The 15,858-nt window shown below is 35.0% G+C and carries 15 protein-coding genes; 6 read left to right on the forward strand and 9 right to left on the reverse strand.

All coding sequences use genetic code 11. From position 1 onward, the window contains the following. Positions 1-73 precede the first annotated feature (73 nt). On the forward strand, positions 74-1,318 hold the full coding sequence (locus BM238_RS09690; protein ID WP_090080265.1) for a DUF445 domain-containing protein: 1,245 nt from the start codon (positions 74-76) through the stop codon (positions 1,316-1,318). Here the strand turns inward: BM238_RS09690 and BM238_RS09695 are convergent. The 4 genes from BM238_RS09695 to BM238_RS09710 form a co-directional block, all read right to left on the reverse strand. Further along, a complete protein-coding gene (locus BM238_RS09695; protein WP_090080267.1) occupies positions 1,315-2,169 on the reverse strand; it encodes a ferric siderophore ABC transporter substrate-binding protein in 855 nt (284 codons plus the stop codon). The genes BM238_RS09690 and BM238_RS09695 overlap by 4 nt on opposite strands. Next, complete coding sequence (locus BM238_RS09700) at positions 2,170-2,565, reverse strand: ExbD/TolR family protein (RefSeq protein ID WP_090080269.1); 396 nt, start codon at positions 2,563-2,565, stop codon at positions 2,170-2,172. Continuing rightward, entirely contained in the window at positions 2,566-3,243 is a 678-nt protein-coding gene (locus BM238_RS09705) for a MotA/TolQ/ExbB proton channel family protein (RefSeq protein WP_177205455.1), read from the reverse strand. It abuts the gene before it with no gap. Between the two features lie 88 nt (positions 3,244-3,331). Beyond that, positions 3,332-3,781, reverse strand: a complete 450-nt coding sequence (locus BM238_RS09710; RefSeq protein ID WP_090080272.1) for a hypothetical protein — start codon at positions 3,779-3,781, stop codon at positions 3,332-3,334. A gap of 150 nt (positions 3,782-3,931) precedes the next feature. Here BM238_RS09710 and BM238_RS09715 point away from each other — a divergent pair, with 150 nt between their 5' ends. The 5 genes from BM238_RS09715 to hemE are packed head-to-tail and all read left to right on the forward strand — an operon-like array spanning position 3,932 to position 9,668. Next, positions 3,932-5,728: a DUF885 domain-containing protein gene (locus tag BM238_RS09715; RefSeq protein WP_090080275.1), complete on the forward strand. Its 1,797-nt coding sequence runs from the start codon at positions 3,932-3,934 to the stop codon at positions 5,726-5,728. Between the two features lie 16 nt (positions 5,729-5,744). After that, complete coding sequence (locus BM238_RS09720; RefSeq protein ID WP_090080278.1) at positions 5,745-7,586, forward strand: PAS domain-containing protein; 1,842 nt, start codon at positions 5,745-5,747, stop codon at positions 7,584-7,586. Beyond that, positions 7,583-7,936, forward strand: coding sequence for a response regulator (locus tag BM238_RS09725; RefSeq protein WP_090080280.1), 354 nt, complete (start codon positions 7,583-7,585; stop codon positions 7,934-7,936). The genes BM238_RS09720 and BM238_RS09725 overlap by 4 nt, the downstream gene beginning before the upstream one ends. Before the next feature lie 10 nt (positions 7,937-7,946). Further along, complete coding sequence (locus BM238_RS09730; protein ID WP_090080281.1) at positions 7,947-8,633, forward strand: uroporphyrinogen-III synthase; 687 nt, start codon at positions 7,947-7,949, stop codon at positions 8,631-8,633. 6 nt (positions 8,634-8,639) lie between these two features. Beyond that, positions 8,640-9,668 carry a uroporphyrinogen decarboxylase gene (gene hemE / locus BM238_RS09735; protein WP_090080283.1) on the forward strand — a complete coding sequence of 343 codons (1,029 nt, stop codon included), beginning with the start codon at positions 8,640-8,642 and terminating at the stop codon, positions 9,666-9,668. Positions 9,669-9,737: 69 nt separating this feature from the next. Here hemE and BM238_RS09740 read toward each other — a convergent pair whose 3' ends face one another. The 5 genes from BM238_RS09740 to BM238_RS09760 form a co-directional block, all read right to left on the reverse strand. Next, a complete protein-coding gene (locus BM238_RS09740; protein ID WP_090080284.1) occupies positions 9,738-10,964 on the reverse strand; it encodes a cysteine desulfurase in 1,227 nt (408 codons plus the stop codon). A gap of 297 nt (positions 10,965-11,261) precedes the next feature. After that, positions 11,262-12,317, reverse strand: a complete 1,056-nt coding sequence (locus BM238_RS09745) for an agmatine deiminase family protein (RefSeq protein WP_090080288.1) — start codon at positions 12,315-12,317, stop codon at positions 11,262-11,264. 8 nt (positions 12,318-12,325) lie between these two features. Continuing rightward, positions 12,326-13,201 carry a carbon-nitrogen hydrolase gene (locus BM238_RS09750; RefSeq protein WP_090080290.1) on the reverse strand — a complete coding sequence of 292 codons (876 nt, stop codon included), beginning with the start codon at positions 13,199-13,201 and terminating at the stop codon, positions 12,326-12,328. A 321-nt stretch (positions 13,202-13,522) separates the two neighbouring features. Further along, on the reverse strand, positions 13,523-15,064 hold the full coding sequence (locus BM238_RS09755; RefSeq protein ID WP_090080291.1) for a glycine--tRNA ligase: 1,542 nt from the start codon (positions 15,062-15,064) through the stop codon (positions 13,523-13,525). 224 nt (positions 15,065-15,288) lie between these two features. Next, positions 15,289-15,774, reverse strand: coding sequence for a hypothetical protein (locus BM238_RS09760; RefSeq protein WP_090080292.1), 486 nt, complete (start codon positions 15,772-15,774; stop codon positions 15,289-15,291). Between the last annotated feature and the right edge of the window lie 84 nt (positions 15,775-15,858).

The following is a 15,858-nucleotide window of genomic DNA, read 5'->3' on the forward strand; positions in this document are numbered from 1 at the left end:
CATTTAAGAATATTTTCTACTAAATTATCATCAAAATTAACGCCAATAAATGGTATTTATTTAAATTTAAAAAATGAACATTATCAATAAAAAAAGACAATTATTTTTATGTAAATCATTCGCGACGGGACTTTTCATCTTAATGGCGGTTCTATTTTTTGCACTAACAATTTTGCAGAAAAATAATCCTTCTCACTGGATCGGATATATTCGTGCATTCTCAGAAGCGGCTATGGTTGGCGCTTTAGCAGATTGGTTTGCGGTGACTGCACTTTTTCATTATCCTTTAGGTTTAAAAATTCCCCACACGAATATTATCGAGAACAGTAAAGAAAAAATTGGCGATAATTTGGGCAATTTTGTGGTTGAAAACTTTCTTTCTCCAGAAAATATTCGGCCTTATATTCAAAAATTAAACCTGTCGAAATTTGCTGGTGAATGGCTTTCAAATGAGAGAAATCAAAATAATTTGGTTAAAGAAATTTCTAATATTTTATTAAATATCATCAATAAATTGGAAGACGAAACGGTCGTAAATTTTATTGGAAATAAAGCGAAAGATTTTGCGAAAGACATTAAAATTCAAAAATTAGTTGGCAATGGTTTACAATATTTAATTGAAAAAAATGACCATCAAAAACTGATCACTTCGCTTTCTTCCCAGATAAAAAACTACGTTCTTCAAAATCAAAATATGGTAAAAGAACGCGTTAAAAAGGAAAGTTTTAGTTTGATCCCAAAGTTTGTGGATGATGCTTTAGCTAATAAAATCACCGCAGGTTTATCTGATTATTTCCGTGAAGTGGAAGAAAATGAGGATCATCCTTTGCGAGATGAAATTAGCAATAAAATTTTAGAATTTAGTAAAGACATTCAGGAAAATGAGAAGTGGGAAGCCGATTTTCAGCATCTTAAAGACGGTTTATTAAATCCTGAAAAAATAAACAATTATGCTTTTGATATTTGGAACAACATAAAGAAAAATCTGGTAGAAGAATTGAGTCATGACAATTCTACCTTAAAAAGATATGTGGCAAAAAATGTTCAGGAATTTGCTTTAAATCTTCAATCTGACGAAGTTTTACAACAAAAAATTGATGGTTGGATCCGATTAACCGCTTACAAATATATCCTGAAAAACACGCATCAGTTTGGCGATTTGATCAGTTCCACGGTGGGAAACTGGCAAGGTAAAGAATTAAGTGAAAAACTGGAGCTTGAAGTTGGAAAAGATCTTCAATTTATTCGCGTCAATGGAACCTTAGTTGGAGGTTTGGTTGGTTTAATTATTTACACAATTAGTACTTTTTTAACCTAAAATACAATTCTGTAAGTTCCTTTTGATGAAGTATTGCCTTTTTCAGCTTTTACATATTTTTTAACCCATTTCACGGAATTTGAAACTATACAAGGATCAGAAATTCCACTTAAACGGCTTGCTGTGACTACATTTCCTGCTTTATCTACAATGTACGAAACAATGATAGCGCCACTTTCATTGCAATAGTGAACTGGCGGCGTTCCTGGTTTGCCCATCGTTCCCGGAATAAAACCAATTAACTTTCTATCAACGCCAATTTTACTGTCTCCATTTCCATCGCCGCCTAAAGGGTCACCCGCATTTCCTTTCGTTCCATTTGTACCTTGCGAGGCCGCTTTATCACCTCGACCTTTCAGTAAATTTCCTATTGCGGCAGTTCCTTTTCCGTCACCATCAGCATTTGCCTTTTCGGGTTTTGCAGGTGCCGTAGAAATTTTAGGCGCAGCTGTTGTGGTGGGTGTTGCCTTTTCAGCAGTTTTTGTTACTTTTTTTACCGTTTTTTCAACTTTCTCAACTTTCGGTGAGGAAACTTTTACATTGTTTCCTGTAATGATTTTTTCCGGCGCAGGTTGTGGTTTAGAAACTTCGGGCTGCGGTACAACTTCAGTTTCTGCGGGCGCGAGAGAACCTTCCTGATTTTTAGGCTCTTCTAAATTTGCCCCATGTTGATTGTCTCCAAAATTGATCAACATGGTCGTCACAATTTCCTTTTGCGGAACCGGTGTTTCCTGGATAATTTTATAAAAATAAATAAGTAAAAACAATAATAAAAAAGCCACAAAAGTGATCACGGCGCTCTTAGTCTGATCTTTTTTTTCGTCTTTTATATGTTTTAAAGCATAATCCATCTATTCCTGAGTTGTCGCTATTGCAAGATTATACTTGTGTTTTTCCGCAATTTCCATCACAAAAACGACGTCTTTATGTTTGGTATTTCCATCTGCTCTAATGGTGAAAGTTGGCGTAGTTTCGTTTTTTAAAACATTAACTAAATAACTTTCCAAATTTTCTTTAGGAACAGCTTTATCATTAATGTAATAAGTGCCGTCTTCTTTAATTGTCACTGTTGAGGGATCCTGCGCAGAAGTTTCTGTAGCGTCGGCTTTTGGCAATTTCACATCTATCGCACTTTGGCTTATCGCCGAAGACGTTATCATAAAAAATATCAACAACAGAAATATAATATCCGTCATCGAAGCCATGCTGAACTCGGCGTTGACGCGGTTTCTTCGCTTAAGTTCCATTTAAAGTGGTTTATTTAAAGTATCTAAAAAGTCATTCACGTGGGTTTGAATTTTTAAAACCACCCGATCCACTTTAGTTACTAAAATATTATAGAAAAAATACGCGGGAATACCGATAAATAAACCAACCGCCGTAGTTGCCATCGCTGTGTAAATGCCGGAAGCCAATAATTTTGGACTAACTGCGCCGGTTACATTTGAAATTTGAAAAAATGCCATGATCATCCCTATCACCGTTCCCAAAAATCCCAACATTGGTGCCGCGCCGGAGGCAGAAGCTAAAATATTTAAATTTTTCTCAAGTTTTGAAACTTCAAGTTGTCCCTGATTTTGCATCACGTTAGAAATATCAGAAATAGGACGTCCAATTCTGGTCAAACCTTTTTCAATCATTCTTGCTTCAGGTGAATCCGTTGCTTTGCAATAATCTATCGCGCCCTGAATTCTGCCACCTTCCACAAAATCCTTAATATTTTCTAAAAAATCTGGAGTGTCTTTCGCCGCCCGTTTAATGAAAAAGTAACGTTCCAAAAATATATAAAGAGCCAAAGCACCTAAAATAAAAATTGAGATCATTATCAGATTTCCGACCAATCCGCCGCTGAAAAGTATTTCCCAAAGAGAAAAAACGTGCTGTTCTACCGCAGGATTTGTAGAATTAATTGTTTGTGCTTGCAAAATTGAATAGTTTAAGGTTAGTAGTAAAACGAGTCTAACCGCAAATTATTATAAATTACATTAGAAAAGTTTAATGAGAAAATGAATGTTAATCGTCTATTTCAATTTCTTCTGCCTTAAAATGGCATTTTAATTTAAATGGAATTAACTCGTCAGAACCTGTGTAAAAATCTGTGATATTACCTTTCCAAAAAAGAAATAAATCTCCTTTTTCATCATTTTCAAACTTCAATGAATTTTCAGATATATACGCATCTTCGTCATCGAAGAGGTTAACTTCACAGCTACTTTCATCGTCTACCAAAAATGTTTGATCAAGAAGATCATCAGTTTCAATAGGGAAATCTGAAATATTTAATGCAATTTGTGGAAACTGGTATTGCAGAGAATCATCCTCCACATGCTCAACATCGTCATCAGAAATAATTTCTACTTCCAAAAAATTTTCATTATTGAGAAATACGGCTTTGCAGTACGTATTTTTCAGATGATATTTAAGGGTTTCTTCCGGGTGATAAATTTTTAAAATCCCTTTCATGGCTTTCAAATAGTAGATGTTATATTAAAATGATTAGTAGCAAAGATAAAAAATCCAATCAAACAGAGAAACTTTTTATTTTTTTGTGAATTTATAAAAATAATCACGATAAATTATAAAATGAGTACTTTTGTTTAAATATTAAATTCTATGTTTAAACCTCTTGTAAAGCTGATTTCGCTTATTGTTATCTTTTCTTTTTTAATAAATTGCAGTAAAGAACAAAAAAGTGTTTCTACAGAAAAAACAACATCATTAGACAGCATTGCAGCGAGGTATTATGAAGATTATTTAAAACTTCATCCCTTGGAAGCGACCGCACAAGGCGACAACCGTTATAATGATCAACTCCCGATCAATATTACACGTCAGCAAATTTCGAAGGAGATCAATCTCTATAACCAGTATCAAAATGAACTTCAAAAAGTAGGATACGAAGCTCTATCAGATGATGATAAAGTGGTTTATGATGTTTTAGATTATGAAATAAAAGACAAAATTGAAGGGTTTGCCTATCATCCAGAATTAATTCCGTTTACTCAATTTGGCGGATTGCCATTAAATTTTCCGCTTTTAGGAAGCGGCGAGGGAAATCAGCCTTTTAAAACAACCAAAGATTACGATAATTGGTTAAAAAGAATCGATCTTTTTGCTGTTTGGATGGATTCTGCACAAAGCAATTTTCGCAACGGGGAAAAGATTGATTTTGTCTTGCCTAAAAAATTAGTTTTAAAAATGATTCCTCAAATGCGGGCTGCCGAAATCATATCTACAGACATGAAAAAAAATATTTTTTACGGACCTGTAAATAATATACCAGGCAATTTTTCTTCTTCTGATAAAAGTAAATATGAAAAACTTTATGCAGAAGCTATTAACACGAAAATTATTCCTGCTTATACAAAAATGGCAGATTTTTTAGAAAAAGAATATTTGCCAAAAGCAAGAATAACAGATGGATACAATGCTTTACCAAACGGAAGTGCCATTTATAATTATTATGTGAAAAGTTGGACAACAACACAAAAAACACCGGACGAAATTAATAAACTGGGTCTGCAGCAGGTAGAAATGCTCCGTGCGGAGATGGAAAAAGTTAAGGATGAAGTTGGTTTTAGAGGCAGCTTAGAGCAATTCTTAAACTATGAAAAAAGCGATAAAAAAGCGATGCCCTACAAAACCAGTAAAGAAATTATTGCTGGTTTTAATGGGATTTTATCAAAAATAACGCCTGGCTTAAAGAAAATGTTCAATGTAACACCAAAGACTCCTTTCGAGATTAGGCAAACAGAAAAATTTCGGGAAGCTTCCGCAAGTGCAGAATATATGCAGGGAACGCCGGACGGAAAAAGACCCGGAATTTTCTACATCCCAATTCCTGATGCGACGAAATTTAATGTGACATCAGGTATGGAATCTTTGTTTTTGCATGAAGCAATTCCCGGTCATCATTATCAGATATCAATTCAGCAGGAAAACTTAAAACTGCCAAAATTTATGCGTTTTGGCTGGCTTGGAGCTTATGGTGAAGGATGGGCACATTATTGTGAAACATTGGGACCAGAATTTGGCCTTTACACAGATCCTTATCAAAAATTAGGTTATTTAAGTGACCAAATGTTGCGCGCAGTAAGACTCGTAATAGACACTGGAATTCACACAGGAAAGATGACACGTGAAGATGCTATTACATATTTTCTTTCTAATGTTGCTTATGATGAAGCAGGCGCAACAGCAGAAGTTGAAAGATATATGGCAGTTCCAGGACAGGCTTTGGGTTATAAAATCGGTTCTTTAAAAATACGGGAACTACGCACTTTTTATGAAAAATCTTTGGGAAGTAAATTTAATTTAGCAAAATTTCATGATGAAGTTTTGAGTCAGGGTTGTCTTCCATTGGATATTTTAGACAGGAAAATGAGAAACTGGGCAGTAAAACAAAAATAATTTTAATTTTTATCAAATGATAGATTCTCATAAAATTACTGCCAAACCGGATTTTCTTTTGGAAAAAAGTCCATTTGGTGTCTGCTTACTCGGAAAAGATTTTAAAATAACCCATGTTAATGAAAAATGGATAGCAATCACATCTAAAGATAAAAAAGATTTAATTGGAAAAGGATTAGCAGACATTTTTCCGCAGATCAAAAAAAACCTGTCTCATTTTTTAGATGAATTAAAAAATACCAACAGACATTATCACATTCATGAATTTCCCGTTACCATTGAAACTGAGGGAAATTTAACCGGTCGTTTTTATAATTTTCTTTACTGTCCTGTTTTTGATTCTGAGGGAGAACTGGATTATTTTTGTTCACTAGCAGTCGAAATTCCAAATGCAGTTGCATTAAAGGATCAGCTTGAAAAAAGTGAAGAAAGACTTCGTTTGGCAACAGAAAGCAACAATATCTCAACCTGGGATCTGAATCTTAAAAATTTTCAAATTTACCATTCCGAGTCTTTGGCTCATATATTTGGCTATGATTCTACTCATAGTATCACTCAACTGGAGATGAAAAATCATATTATAGATGAAGATCAGCATTTATTAGATGAAGCACTCGCTGATGCATTAGCCACTGGAAAATATAGCTTTGAAGGAAGGATAAAGGACAAAAATGATAAGATAAAATTTATAAGCAGCCGCGGAAAAATATTTTATGATGAACAAAATGTTCCAGACAGAATGTTGGGCGTATTACAGGATATCTCAGAAAGAAAAAACCTCGAAAAAGAAATTGAAGAAAGAGAGGTTCGCTACAAATTTTTAGCCGATGCCATGCCGCAGTTCATTTGGATCGGCGATTCAGACGGTAATTTAAATTACTGGAATCAGGCTGTGTTTGATTTTAGTGGAAAAACACTTGAAGATTTCACGACTGGTGACGGTTGGCTTCAAATTGTTCATCCCGACGATCGCGAAAAAAACATAGAAATGTGGCTGAACAGTATCAAAACTAAAACTATTTTTAGTTTAGAGCATCGCTTTCAAAATAAAAATGGTGATTTTAAATGGATGCTGAGTCGTGCTGTTCCAGATTTTGATGATGAAGGTAACGTCAAGCATTGGGTTGGAACAAGCACCGACATTGATGAAATAAAGAAGCAGGAACATCAGAAAAATGACTTTATTAAAATGGCCAATCATGAGCTGAAAACGCCTATTACAACGATAAAAGGATATGTGCAGCTGTTAAAGAAAATGCGCGGTAATTCAGATGACCAGTTTTTAAATAATTCCCTAAACACCATTGAAAATCAGGTCAATAAATTAAATGGTTTGATTGGGGATTTATTGGATATCTCCAGAATGGAAGACGGCAATCTGCCCTTAACAAGAAGGCCATTTTCACTTATAAAACTCGTCACAGAAACCATTGAAGATATTAAAGCCTCAGAAGAGAGCCAAGAAATAAAATTTGTGCTGAACAGCGACAGTGATATCGAGGTAAATGCCGATAAAGAAAGAATAACTCAGGTTATAAATAATCTGCTTACCAATGCCATAAAATATTCTCCGAACACAAATAATGTAGTTGTGGAAATAAGCACAAAAAATAATCAGGCAATAGTTTCTGTAGAAGATTTTGGGATCGGAATGGATAACGAAGAACTTTCAAGGATTTTTCAGCGCTTCTACAGGGTTTCCGGCGAAGATGAAGAAACATTTCCAGGTTTTGGGATAGGCTTATTTATCGTAAAAGACATTCTTGACCGGCACAAAGGCAAAATTTGGGTAGAAAGCGAAAAACAAAAAGGCTCCAAATTTTATTTTTCTTTACCTTTAAATAAAAAGAACAAATGAGCATTTTGATCATTGATGATAACCGGGATATTTGTGACCTTATTTTAAATATTCTTCTCTCAGAAGATTTAGAGGCGACCACCTGTAGCAATCCTTTGGAAGCTGCAGATATAATTTCCCGAGTAAAACCGAAACTTATCATTACAGACATGTTGATGAGCGGTGTGGATGGAAGAACTTTATGCCAAAAAATACGAGCGGATAACGCCACAAAAGACATTAAAATTATAATGATGTCCGCACATCCCGATGCTAAAAAAGAAAGTGAAAATGTTGGCGTGGACGATTTTTTAGCAAAACCATTCGAAATTGATGATTTGGTAAATAAAGTTAAAAACTTATTGCCTTAAAAAATTTAAAATGAATGTTCTATTTACAAAGGAAATAATTCAGCAACAGGTAATTGCAAACCTGAATGAAACTATTTCGCCCGTATTTTTAGATGTTTTAAAATTTAAAATTAAAATCCTTAAAAAATTTCCATTAAAAAACCAGTCGCTGATATTTACCAGTGCGAACGGCGTCGAAGCTTTTTTTAAGAATAATTTTCTACCGAAAGACAATTTTACCGTTTTGCCATTCAATAAAATTTACTGTGTTGGTGCAAAAACAAAATTGAAGTTGCGGGAATTTGGTTTTGGTGTCTTTAAAACCGTAAAAAACGCGCAGGAATTATGTGAATTTATAATCGAAAAAAGTAGCAGAGAAGACTTTTTACACTTTTGCGGCAATCTGACTTTGGATATTTTAGATGAAAAATTGCCTTTGCAAAATATTAAATACGAAAAAATCGAGTGCTACGAAACCGAATTATTATATCCTAAAACTAGCGAAAATTTTGATGCTTTAGTTTTTTTTAGTCCAAGCGGAGTTCGTAGTTTTGCAAAACATAATTCTCTGGAAAATTCCACGCTATTTTCAATTGGCGAAACAACGTCCGCAGAAATTAAAAAATTAACAAAAAAAGACATTATCACGAGTAAAGAACAAACTTTAAAATCTTTGCTAAAGCTGATCAATAATAAATTTAAAGCAAATACTGCTTAACACAAAATGATAAAAAACGACTTATATTTAAGAGCATTAAAAGGAGAAATTGTAGAAAGACCACCTGTCTGGATGATGCGCCAGGCTGGAAGATTTTTACCAGAATTTCGTGAACTTCGAGGTCAATATGACTTTTTCACCCGTTGTCAAACGCCGGAATTAGCTGCTGAAATCACAATGATGCCGATACGCAGATATCCTTTGGATGCGGCTATTTTATTTTCAGATATTTTGGTTATTCCGCAAGCGATGGGAATGGATTTCGAAATGCGTGAAGGTGCAGGACCTTGGTTAGAAACTCCAATTCGCACTTTAGAACAGGTTCAGAATATAGAAGTTCCGAATGTTGATGATACTTTAGGATATGTTTTTGATGCGATTGAATTGACTTTAATTAAATTAAATAATGATATTCCATTAATTGGTTTTGCGGGAAGTCCGTGGACGATTTTGTGTTATTGCGTGGAAGGACAAGGTTCTAAAACCTTTGATAAAGCCAAAACTTTCTGTTTTCAAAATCCGGAAGCGGCGCATTTATTATTGCAAAAAATCACAGATACAACGATTGCCTATTTAAAAAGAAAAGTTGAAAAAGGCGTTTCTGCCGTTCAGGTTTTTGATTCCTGGGGCGGAATGTTGTCGCCGCAAGATTACCAGGAATTTTCCTGGCATTACATCAATCAAATTGTGGAAGCGCTTTCGGAAATTTCTCCAGTAGTTGTTTTTGGAAAAGGCTGTTGGTTTGCTTTGGAAGAAATGACTTTATCTAAAGCCTCAGCTTTAGGCGTAGATTGGACAATTACCCCGGAAAATGCTCGAAGATTAACGGGAGGAAATATCACTTTACAAGGTAATTTTGATCCTTCAAGATTATTGTCGCCGCCGGAAACTATTAAAAAAATGGTAACAGAAATGATCAACCGTTTTGGAAAAGATAAATATATTGCCAATCTTGGACACGGGATTTTACCAAATATCCCGCTGGAAAATGCGGAAGCGTTTATTAGAGCGGTTGTGGATTGGAGGGAGAATTAGAATTTACTTAATATAAAATAATAAAATCCTCGAAACTTTTCAGAATTCGAGGATTTTTCTATTTAAATATTAGCCCAACATCCGCTGCGCTTTCTTCACACCTTCGACCAAAACATCAATTTCATCAAAAGTATTATAAACCGCGAAACTTGCGCGAACAGTTCCGGCAATTTTAAAATAATCCATAATTGGTTGTGTGCAATGATGGCCGGTTCTCACGGCAATTCCGAGTTTATCTAAGATCATCCCGACGTCAGAAGCGATTCCAATTCCTTCTAAATTAAAGGAAATAACGCCGGTTCTTTTGGCTTTTTCGGCGTAAATTTTTAGACCTTCAATTTCGAGTAATTTTTTCTGTCCGTAGGCTAAAAGTTCATCTTCATGCTTTTGAATATTTGAGATTCCAATAGAATTCATAAAATCGACAGCAGCGCCCATTGCGATATTTCCGCCGACATTTGGCGTTCCGGCTTCAAATTTAAAAGGCAAACCTGCGTAAGTGGTTTTATCAAAAGTGCAAACGGAGATCATTTCACCGCCGCCATGAAAAGGTTGAAGTTTTTCCAAAATTTCTGATTTTCCGTAAAAAATTCCCGTTCCCATTGGCGCATAAATTTTATGTCCGGAAAAAACGAAAAAATCACAATCCATTTTTTGAACATCAATTTCAAAATGAACCACAGATTGTGCGCCGTCAATTAAAATATAAGCATCAGAATTTTTGCGAACTTTTTTAATAATTTCCTCAATCGGATTAATTACGCCCAAAGCATTGGAAACCTGATTAACAGACACTATTTTAGTTTTTTCAGACAACCACTCGTCCAAAATATCAATTTGCAAAATGCCATTTTCATCCATTGGAATCACTCGTAATTTTGCGCCCGTTCTTTCGCAAAGCATTTGCCACGGAACTATATTTGAGTGATGTTCCAAGTATGAAATAATTATTTCGTCATCCTTTTTAACCCAATTAGAATTTCCTAAAGCATACGCAATCAGATTGATACCTTCCGTTGTCCCTTTTGTAAAAATAACTTCATAATCATGTTTTGCATTGATGAATTTCTGGATTTTTTGTCTTGACAATTCCATTTCTGCCGTTGCCAATTGACTCAAAGTATGAATCCCACGGTGAACATTTGCGTTGATTTCCTTGTAATATTTTTCCCAAACATTTAATACGGAAATTGGTTTTTGCGAAGTTGCTGCATTGTCTAAATAAACCAAAGGTTTACCATTAACCTGCTGATTAAGAATAGGAAATTGCGAACGAATATTTTGTAAATCTAACATTTTTTGTTTTTGAAAAATCAAAGTTACGGATTTCTGAGTGTGAACTTCGTATGGTTTTGATCATGTTTTTCGATGATTCTATTTTGGATTTTACTTAGTTTTGCTTTCTAAAGATTTATTTTTTATCGAAAATAAATAATAATTCAAAATCGCGAAAATTACGCCCCGACTTGAGTGGAGCTCTTTTTATGCGAAGCGAAGCGGAGCATAAAAAAGCGGGAACGGAAGGCGGATAAAGGCGCCCAAAAAAAAATAAAGAAAAATTCACTAAAATAAAAAATTCTAATAAAACTAATTCTAAACCAATGGTTCCTGCTGGCTCAAACAGTGAAAACTTCCCAATCCCCAAATAATTTCTGTGGAATCTATTCCGACAGCTTTTCTTTCTGGGAAACATTTTTGAATAATTTCTAACGCCAATTCATCTTTGTCGCAACGATAAGTTGGAACGATGACGTGCTTATTAGAAATATAAAAATTGGCGTAAGATGCGGGCAATCTTTGTCCGTCCCAAATGACGGGATCTGGCATCGGAAGTTCAATAATATTTAAAGGTGTACCGTCTAAAAGCCGCATTTCTTGTAACTGGCGAAGATTTGTTTGTAGAATTTCAAAATTTTCGTCGTCTTTGTTATCTTCAACAACGGTGAGAACGGTGTTTTCATTGACGAATCTTATGGTGTCATCGATGTGTCCGTCAGTATCGTCGCCGATAATTCCGTCATCTACCCAAAGAACCTGCTCGATACAATAGTAATTTTTTAAATAATTTTCTACCTGTTCCTGGTTTAAATGTGGGTTTCTATTTTTATTTAAAAGACATGATTTTGAGGTTAAAACCGTTCCATTTCCATTAAAATCAACAGAGCCTCCTTCCATAATCACTTTTGGGTGATAAACGGGAAAGTTAAATTCTTCTGCAATTTTTGTGGGAACAACGTCGTCTAAATCAAAAGGCGGATATTTTCCACCCCACGCGTTGAAATCCCAGTCAACGATGATCTTTTTCTCTGCAGCGTTTGGATTGACGAGAAAAGCCGGACCGTGATCGCGACACCAGGCGTCATTAGTTTCATTGAAATAAAACTCGATATTATCTAAATTGGCGTCAGTTTTTTTAATGTGATTTAGTGCAAATTCTTTCATTTCTGCATCTTTTACATTAATTCTAACCAACTCACCTTCTGATAAAATTTTTATAAATTCTGCATAATAGGGATAAATATGACCTAATTTTTCAGGCCAGGATTCTTCTTTGTGCGGCCACGAAAGCCATGTTGCTTCGTGCTGCTCCCATTCTGCAGGAAAACGGTAACCTTGTTCTTTCGGCGTTTTATTTAAATCTATCGACATAAAATTTCTTAATCGTTATCAATAAATCGTTTCGTAATAGGTTGATAAGAATCAATTCTACGATCTCTTAAAAATGGCCAGTGCATTCTAAAATGGTTGGCTTCGGCTAAGTTTAATTCCGTTACATTTACTTCTTCTTTATCATGTGAAGCCAGATACAAAAGTTTTCCTTGTCCATTAGTGACAAAACTTCCGCCCCAAAATTTCATCGCGCCATCCTGTTCGAAACCTACTCTATTTACTGAAACTACCGGTAAACCATTTGCCACAGAATGACTTCTCTGGATCGTTTGCCACGCGTCATACTGGTCTTTATTTGTTTCCTCGTCTTGTTCCGTTGACCAACCTATTGCTGTTGGATAAAATAAAACTTCCGCGCCCATTAAAGAAGTAATTCTAGCCGCTTCAGGATACCATTGATCCCAGCAAATTAATACGCCAATTTTTGCAAATTTGGTTTCAAAAACTTTGTAGCCTAAATCGCCGGGTGTAAAATAAAATTTTTCGTAGAACGCAGGATCATCCGGAATGTGCATTTTTCTGTATTTACCTAAATAAGTGCCATCTGCGTCAAGAATCGCGGTGGTGTTGTGGTACAAACCTTCTGCTCTTTTTTCGAAAAGCGAAGCAATAATTACAACGCCCAACTCTTTTGCAATTTCACTCAAAGCATCAGTTGATGGGCCAGGAATTTTCTCCGCTAATTTGAAATTTTCATAATCTTCTACATCGCAGAAATAAAGTGAAGTGAATAATTCTTGCAGACAAACAATCTGCGCGCCTTTTCCGGCAGCTTCGCGGATTTTTTCTATTGCTTTATTTAAATTATCCTCCTTGTTTTCTCCGCAGGTCATTTGGACAGTTCCTATATTTACTTTTGACATATTATTTTTCTTTAAAGTACAAAATTAAGGTTTTAAAATTTATTTGAAAATGAAGAATTATCAAGCCAAATGCAAAATTTAAAATCTATTTTTAAATTTAATTTCTTCTTCAATTTTAAATGTAATTTTTTTAATTGATGATATAAGAATTTAAAGTAATTCTCTCGCAGATTTTTCAGATGACGCAGATTTAATACAACAATCAAAAATCTGCTAAATCTCTTAAATCTGCGAGAAAACAAATCACAAAAAATCCTGAATCTAGTTCAGGATTTTATTCAAATGTCTGTGAGAATCTATGGAAATCCGTGCTTAAAAATCCTAAATCTTACTCAAAAGCGTTCTAAAATTAACCTTTTCATCAATGATTCTGCGCAAATCAGCAACCGCCACTCGTTCCTGTTTCATCGTATCTCTGTCACGAATCGTAACCGTATTATCAATCAAAGAATCGTGGTCGATCGTAATGCAGAAAGGCGTTCCAAGCGCATCATTTCTTCTGTAACGTTTTCCGATGCTGTCTTTTTCTTCGTAAATTAAATTAAAATCAAATTTCAGATCGTCGAAAATTTTCTCTGCATATTCGCCTAAACCATCTTTTTTCATCAATGGTAAAATCGCGGCTTTCACAGGCGCCAAAGCCGGCGGAAGCGATAAAACAGTCCTTTCTGAACCATCTTCCAAAACCTCATCTTTCAAAGAATTTGAGAAAATCGCTAAAAATAATCGGTCTAAACCAACCGAAGTTTCCACCACATAAGGCACATAACTTTCATTTCTTTCATTGTCAAAATATTGTAATTTCTTCCCGGAATGTTTCTCGTGTGCCGAAAGATCAAAATCTGTTCGCGAGTGAATTCCCTCTAATTCTTTAAAACCAAACGGAAATTTAAACTCAATATCTGAGGCTGCGTTTGCGTAATGCGCTAATTTTTCGTGGTCGTGAAATTTATAATTTTCCTTGCCTAAACCTAATGCCAAATGCCAGTTAAGGCGTTTTTGTTTCCATTCTTCATAAAAACTAAGTTCAGTTCCCGGCGGTACAAAATACTGCATTTCCATTTGTTCAAACTCACGCATTCTGAAAATAAACTGTCTCGCAACGATCTCATTTCTGAAGGCTTTACCAATTTGCGCAATTCCGAAAGGTAATTTATGTCGAGACGTTTTTTGAACATTTAAGTAATTCACAAAAATTCCCTGCGCCGTTTCAGGTCTTAAATAAAGATCCGTTGCAGATTCTGAAGTCGCGCCCAATTTCGTCCCAAACATCAAATTAAACTGGCGAACTTCCGTCCAATTTTTTGAACCCGTGTCTGGATCAGCGATTTCTAATTCCTCAATCAAGGCTTTTACATCGGCTAAATTATTGTCCGTTAAAGACTTAGCCATTCTTTCCAAAATCGTTTTTTGCTTTTCTCTATATTCTACAACTCTGGCGTTCGTTGTTACAAATTCATCTTCATTAAAACTTTCGCCAAATCTTTTCGCCGCTTTTTCAATTTCTTTTTGCGCTTTATCTTCCAATTTTGCGCAATAATCTTCCAGCAAAACATCCGCTCGGAAGCGTTTTTTAGAATCTTTATTATCAATTAATGGATCATTAAAAGCATCAACATGACCGGACGCTTTCCAAATTGTCGGGTGCATAAAAATCGCAGAATCAATCCCCACAATGTTCTCATTCATCTGCACCATTGCTTTCCACCAATATTGCTTGATGTTATTTTTCAGTTCCGCGCCATTCTGTCCGTAATCGTAAATCGCCGAAAGTCCGTCATAAATTTCACTTGAAGGAAATATAAAACCATACTCTTTCGCGTGCGAAACCACTTTCTTAAAAACATCTTCCTGCTTTGCCATAGTTGTAAAATAAGGTGCAAAAATAGTGAATTTTCAGTTAATTTTTTAAGAAGCCTGGAACCTGCTATCCGCTATATCTTTTTTTTAATTTTTTATTTGCATCGCGCTTTAAAAAAATTATAAAAAAGGATGCCGCTTCTATCAGGGCTAGTTACAAGTTTCGCAAAAATTAAGGTTTTATTTTAAGTAGAAAAGTTCCCCTCAAAATATAATCAAATAAATCTCTAAAAATTATAGGAAAGTGCAAATCCATTTCCCGCCGCTTCGATTTTGAAATAGGCTGTTTTAGCAACTTCTCCGTTTTCTGCGGCGATTCCCTTTTTTAAATTTTTATTTGCTGCTAAAATAAATGGAACACCAATTCCAATCAACCCGGCGCCAACTCCCATTGCAGCATATGCGTTTGTCTTATTTTGTTTTATAATTTGTTGAGTGCCGTTGATGGTAATGGTAGTTTTTCCGCCAGATAAGGCTCTTGCTAAACCGAAACCCAATGACGCACCACCAACTCCGGCAAAAATTTGTCCTACAGTATTATTTGTGCGGGCTTTTTTCACATAAGATTTTGCTGCGTCACTTTGCAAAACATCTTCATATTGGGATAATTTATAAGATTTTCCATCTTTTACCAAATGATTGCTTTCAATCGTCACTTGCGAAAAGTAGAAATTTGAAAATAAGAAAACCGCTAAAAGTAAAATTTTCGACATAATATTTTTTTGCTAAAATAAATATATTTTCCGGGTGGCAAAGAATAATACATTTAGTTATTGAATATCTTTGCAACGTTTTAA

Source organism: Halpernia frigidisoli, from assembly GCF_900113805.1.
In the GTDB taxonomy this organism is placed as follows: domain Bacteria; phylum Bacteroidota; class Bacteroidia; order Flavobacteriales; family Weeksellaceae; genus Halpernia; species Halpernia frigidisoli.

Coding starts and splice junctions, on each gene's coding strand:
- BM238_RS09690 (WP_090080265.1), top strand. CDS start 74: ATGAACATTATCAATAAAAAAAGACAATTATTTTTATGTAAATCATTC.
- BM238_RS09695 (WP_090080267.1), bottom strand. CDS start 2,169: ATGGATTATGCTTTAAAACATATAAAAGACGAAAAAAAAGATCAGACT.
- BM238_RS09700 (WP_090080269.1), bottom strand. CDS start 2,565: ATGGAACTTAAGCGAAGAAACCGCGTCAACGCCGAGTTCAGCATGGCT.
- BM238_RS09710 (WP_090080272.1), bottom strand. CDS start 3,781: ATGAAAGGGATTTTAAAAATTTATCACCCGGAAGAAACCCTTAAATAT.
- BM238_RS09715 (WP_090080275.1), top strand. CDS start 3,932: ATGTTTAAACCTCTTGTAAAGCTGATTTCGCTTATTGTTATCTTTTCT.
- BM238_RS09720 (WP_090080278.1), top strand. CDS start 5,745: ATGATAGATTCTCATAAAATTACTGCCAAACCGGATTTTCTTTTGGAA.
- BM238_RS09725 (WP_090080280.1), top strand. CDS start 7,583: ATGAGCATTTTGATCATTGATGATAACCGGGATATTTGTGACCTTATT.
- BM238_RS09730 (WP_090080281.1), top strand. CDS start 7,947: ATGAATGTTCTATTTACAAAGGAAATAATTCAGCAACAGGTAATTGCA.
- hemE (WP_090080283.1), top strand. CDS start 8,640: ATGATAAAAAACGACTTATATTTAAGAGCATTAAAAGGAGAAATTGTA.
- BM238_RS09740 (WP_090080284.1), bottom strand. CDS start 10,964: ATGTTAGATTTACAAAATATTCGTTCGCAATTTCCTATTCTTAATCAG.
- BM238_RS09745 (WP_090080288.1), bottom strand. CDS start 12,317: ATGTCGATAGATTTAAATAAAACGCCGAAAGAACAAGGTTACCGTTTT.
- BM238_RS09750 (WP_090080290.1), bottom strand. CDS start 13,201: ATGTCAAAAGTAAATATAGGAACTGTCCAAATGACCTGCGGAGAAAAC.
- BM238_RS09755 (WP_090080291.1), bottom strand. CDS start 15,064: ATGGCAAAGCAGGAAGATGTTTTTAAGAAAGTGGTTTCGCACGCGAAA.
- BM238_RS09760 (WP_090080292.1), bottom strand. CDS start 15,774: ATGTCGAAAATTTTACTTTTAGCGGTTTTCTTATTTTCAAATTTCTAC.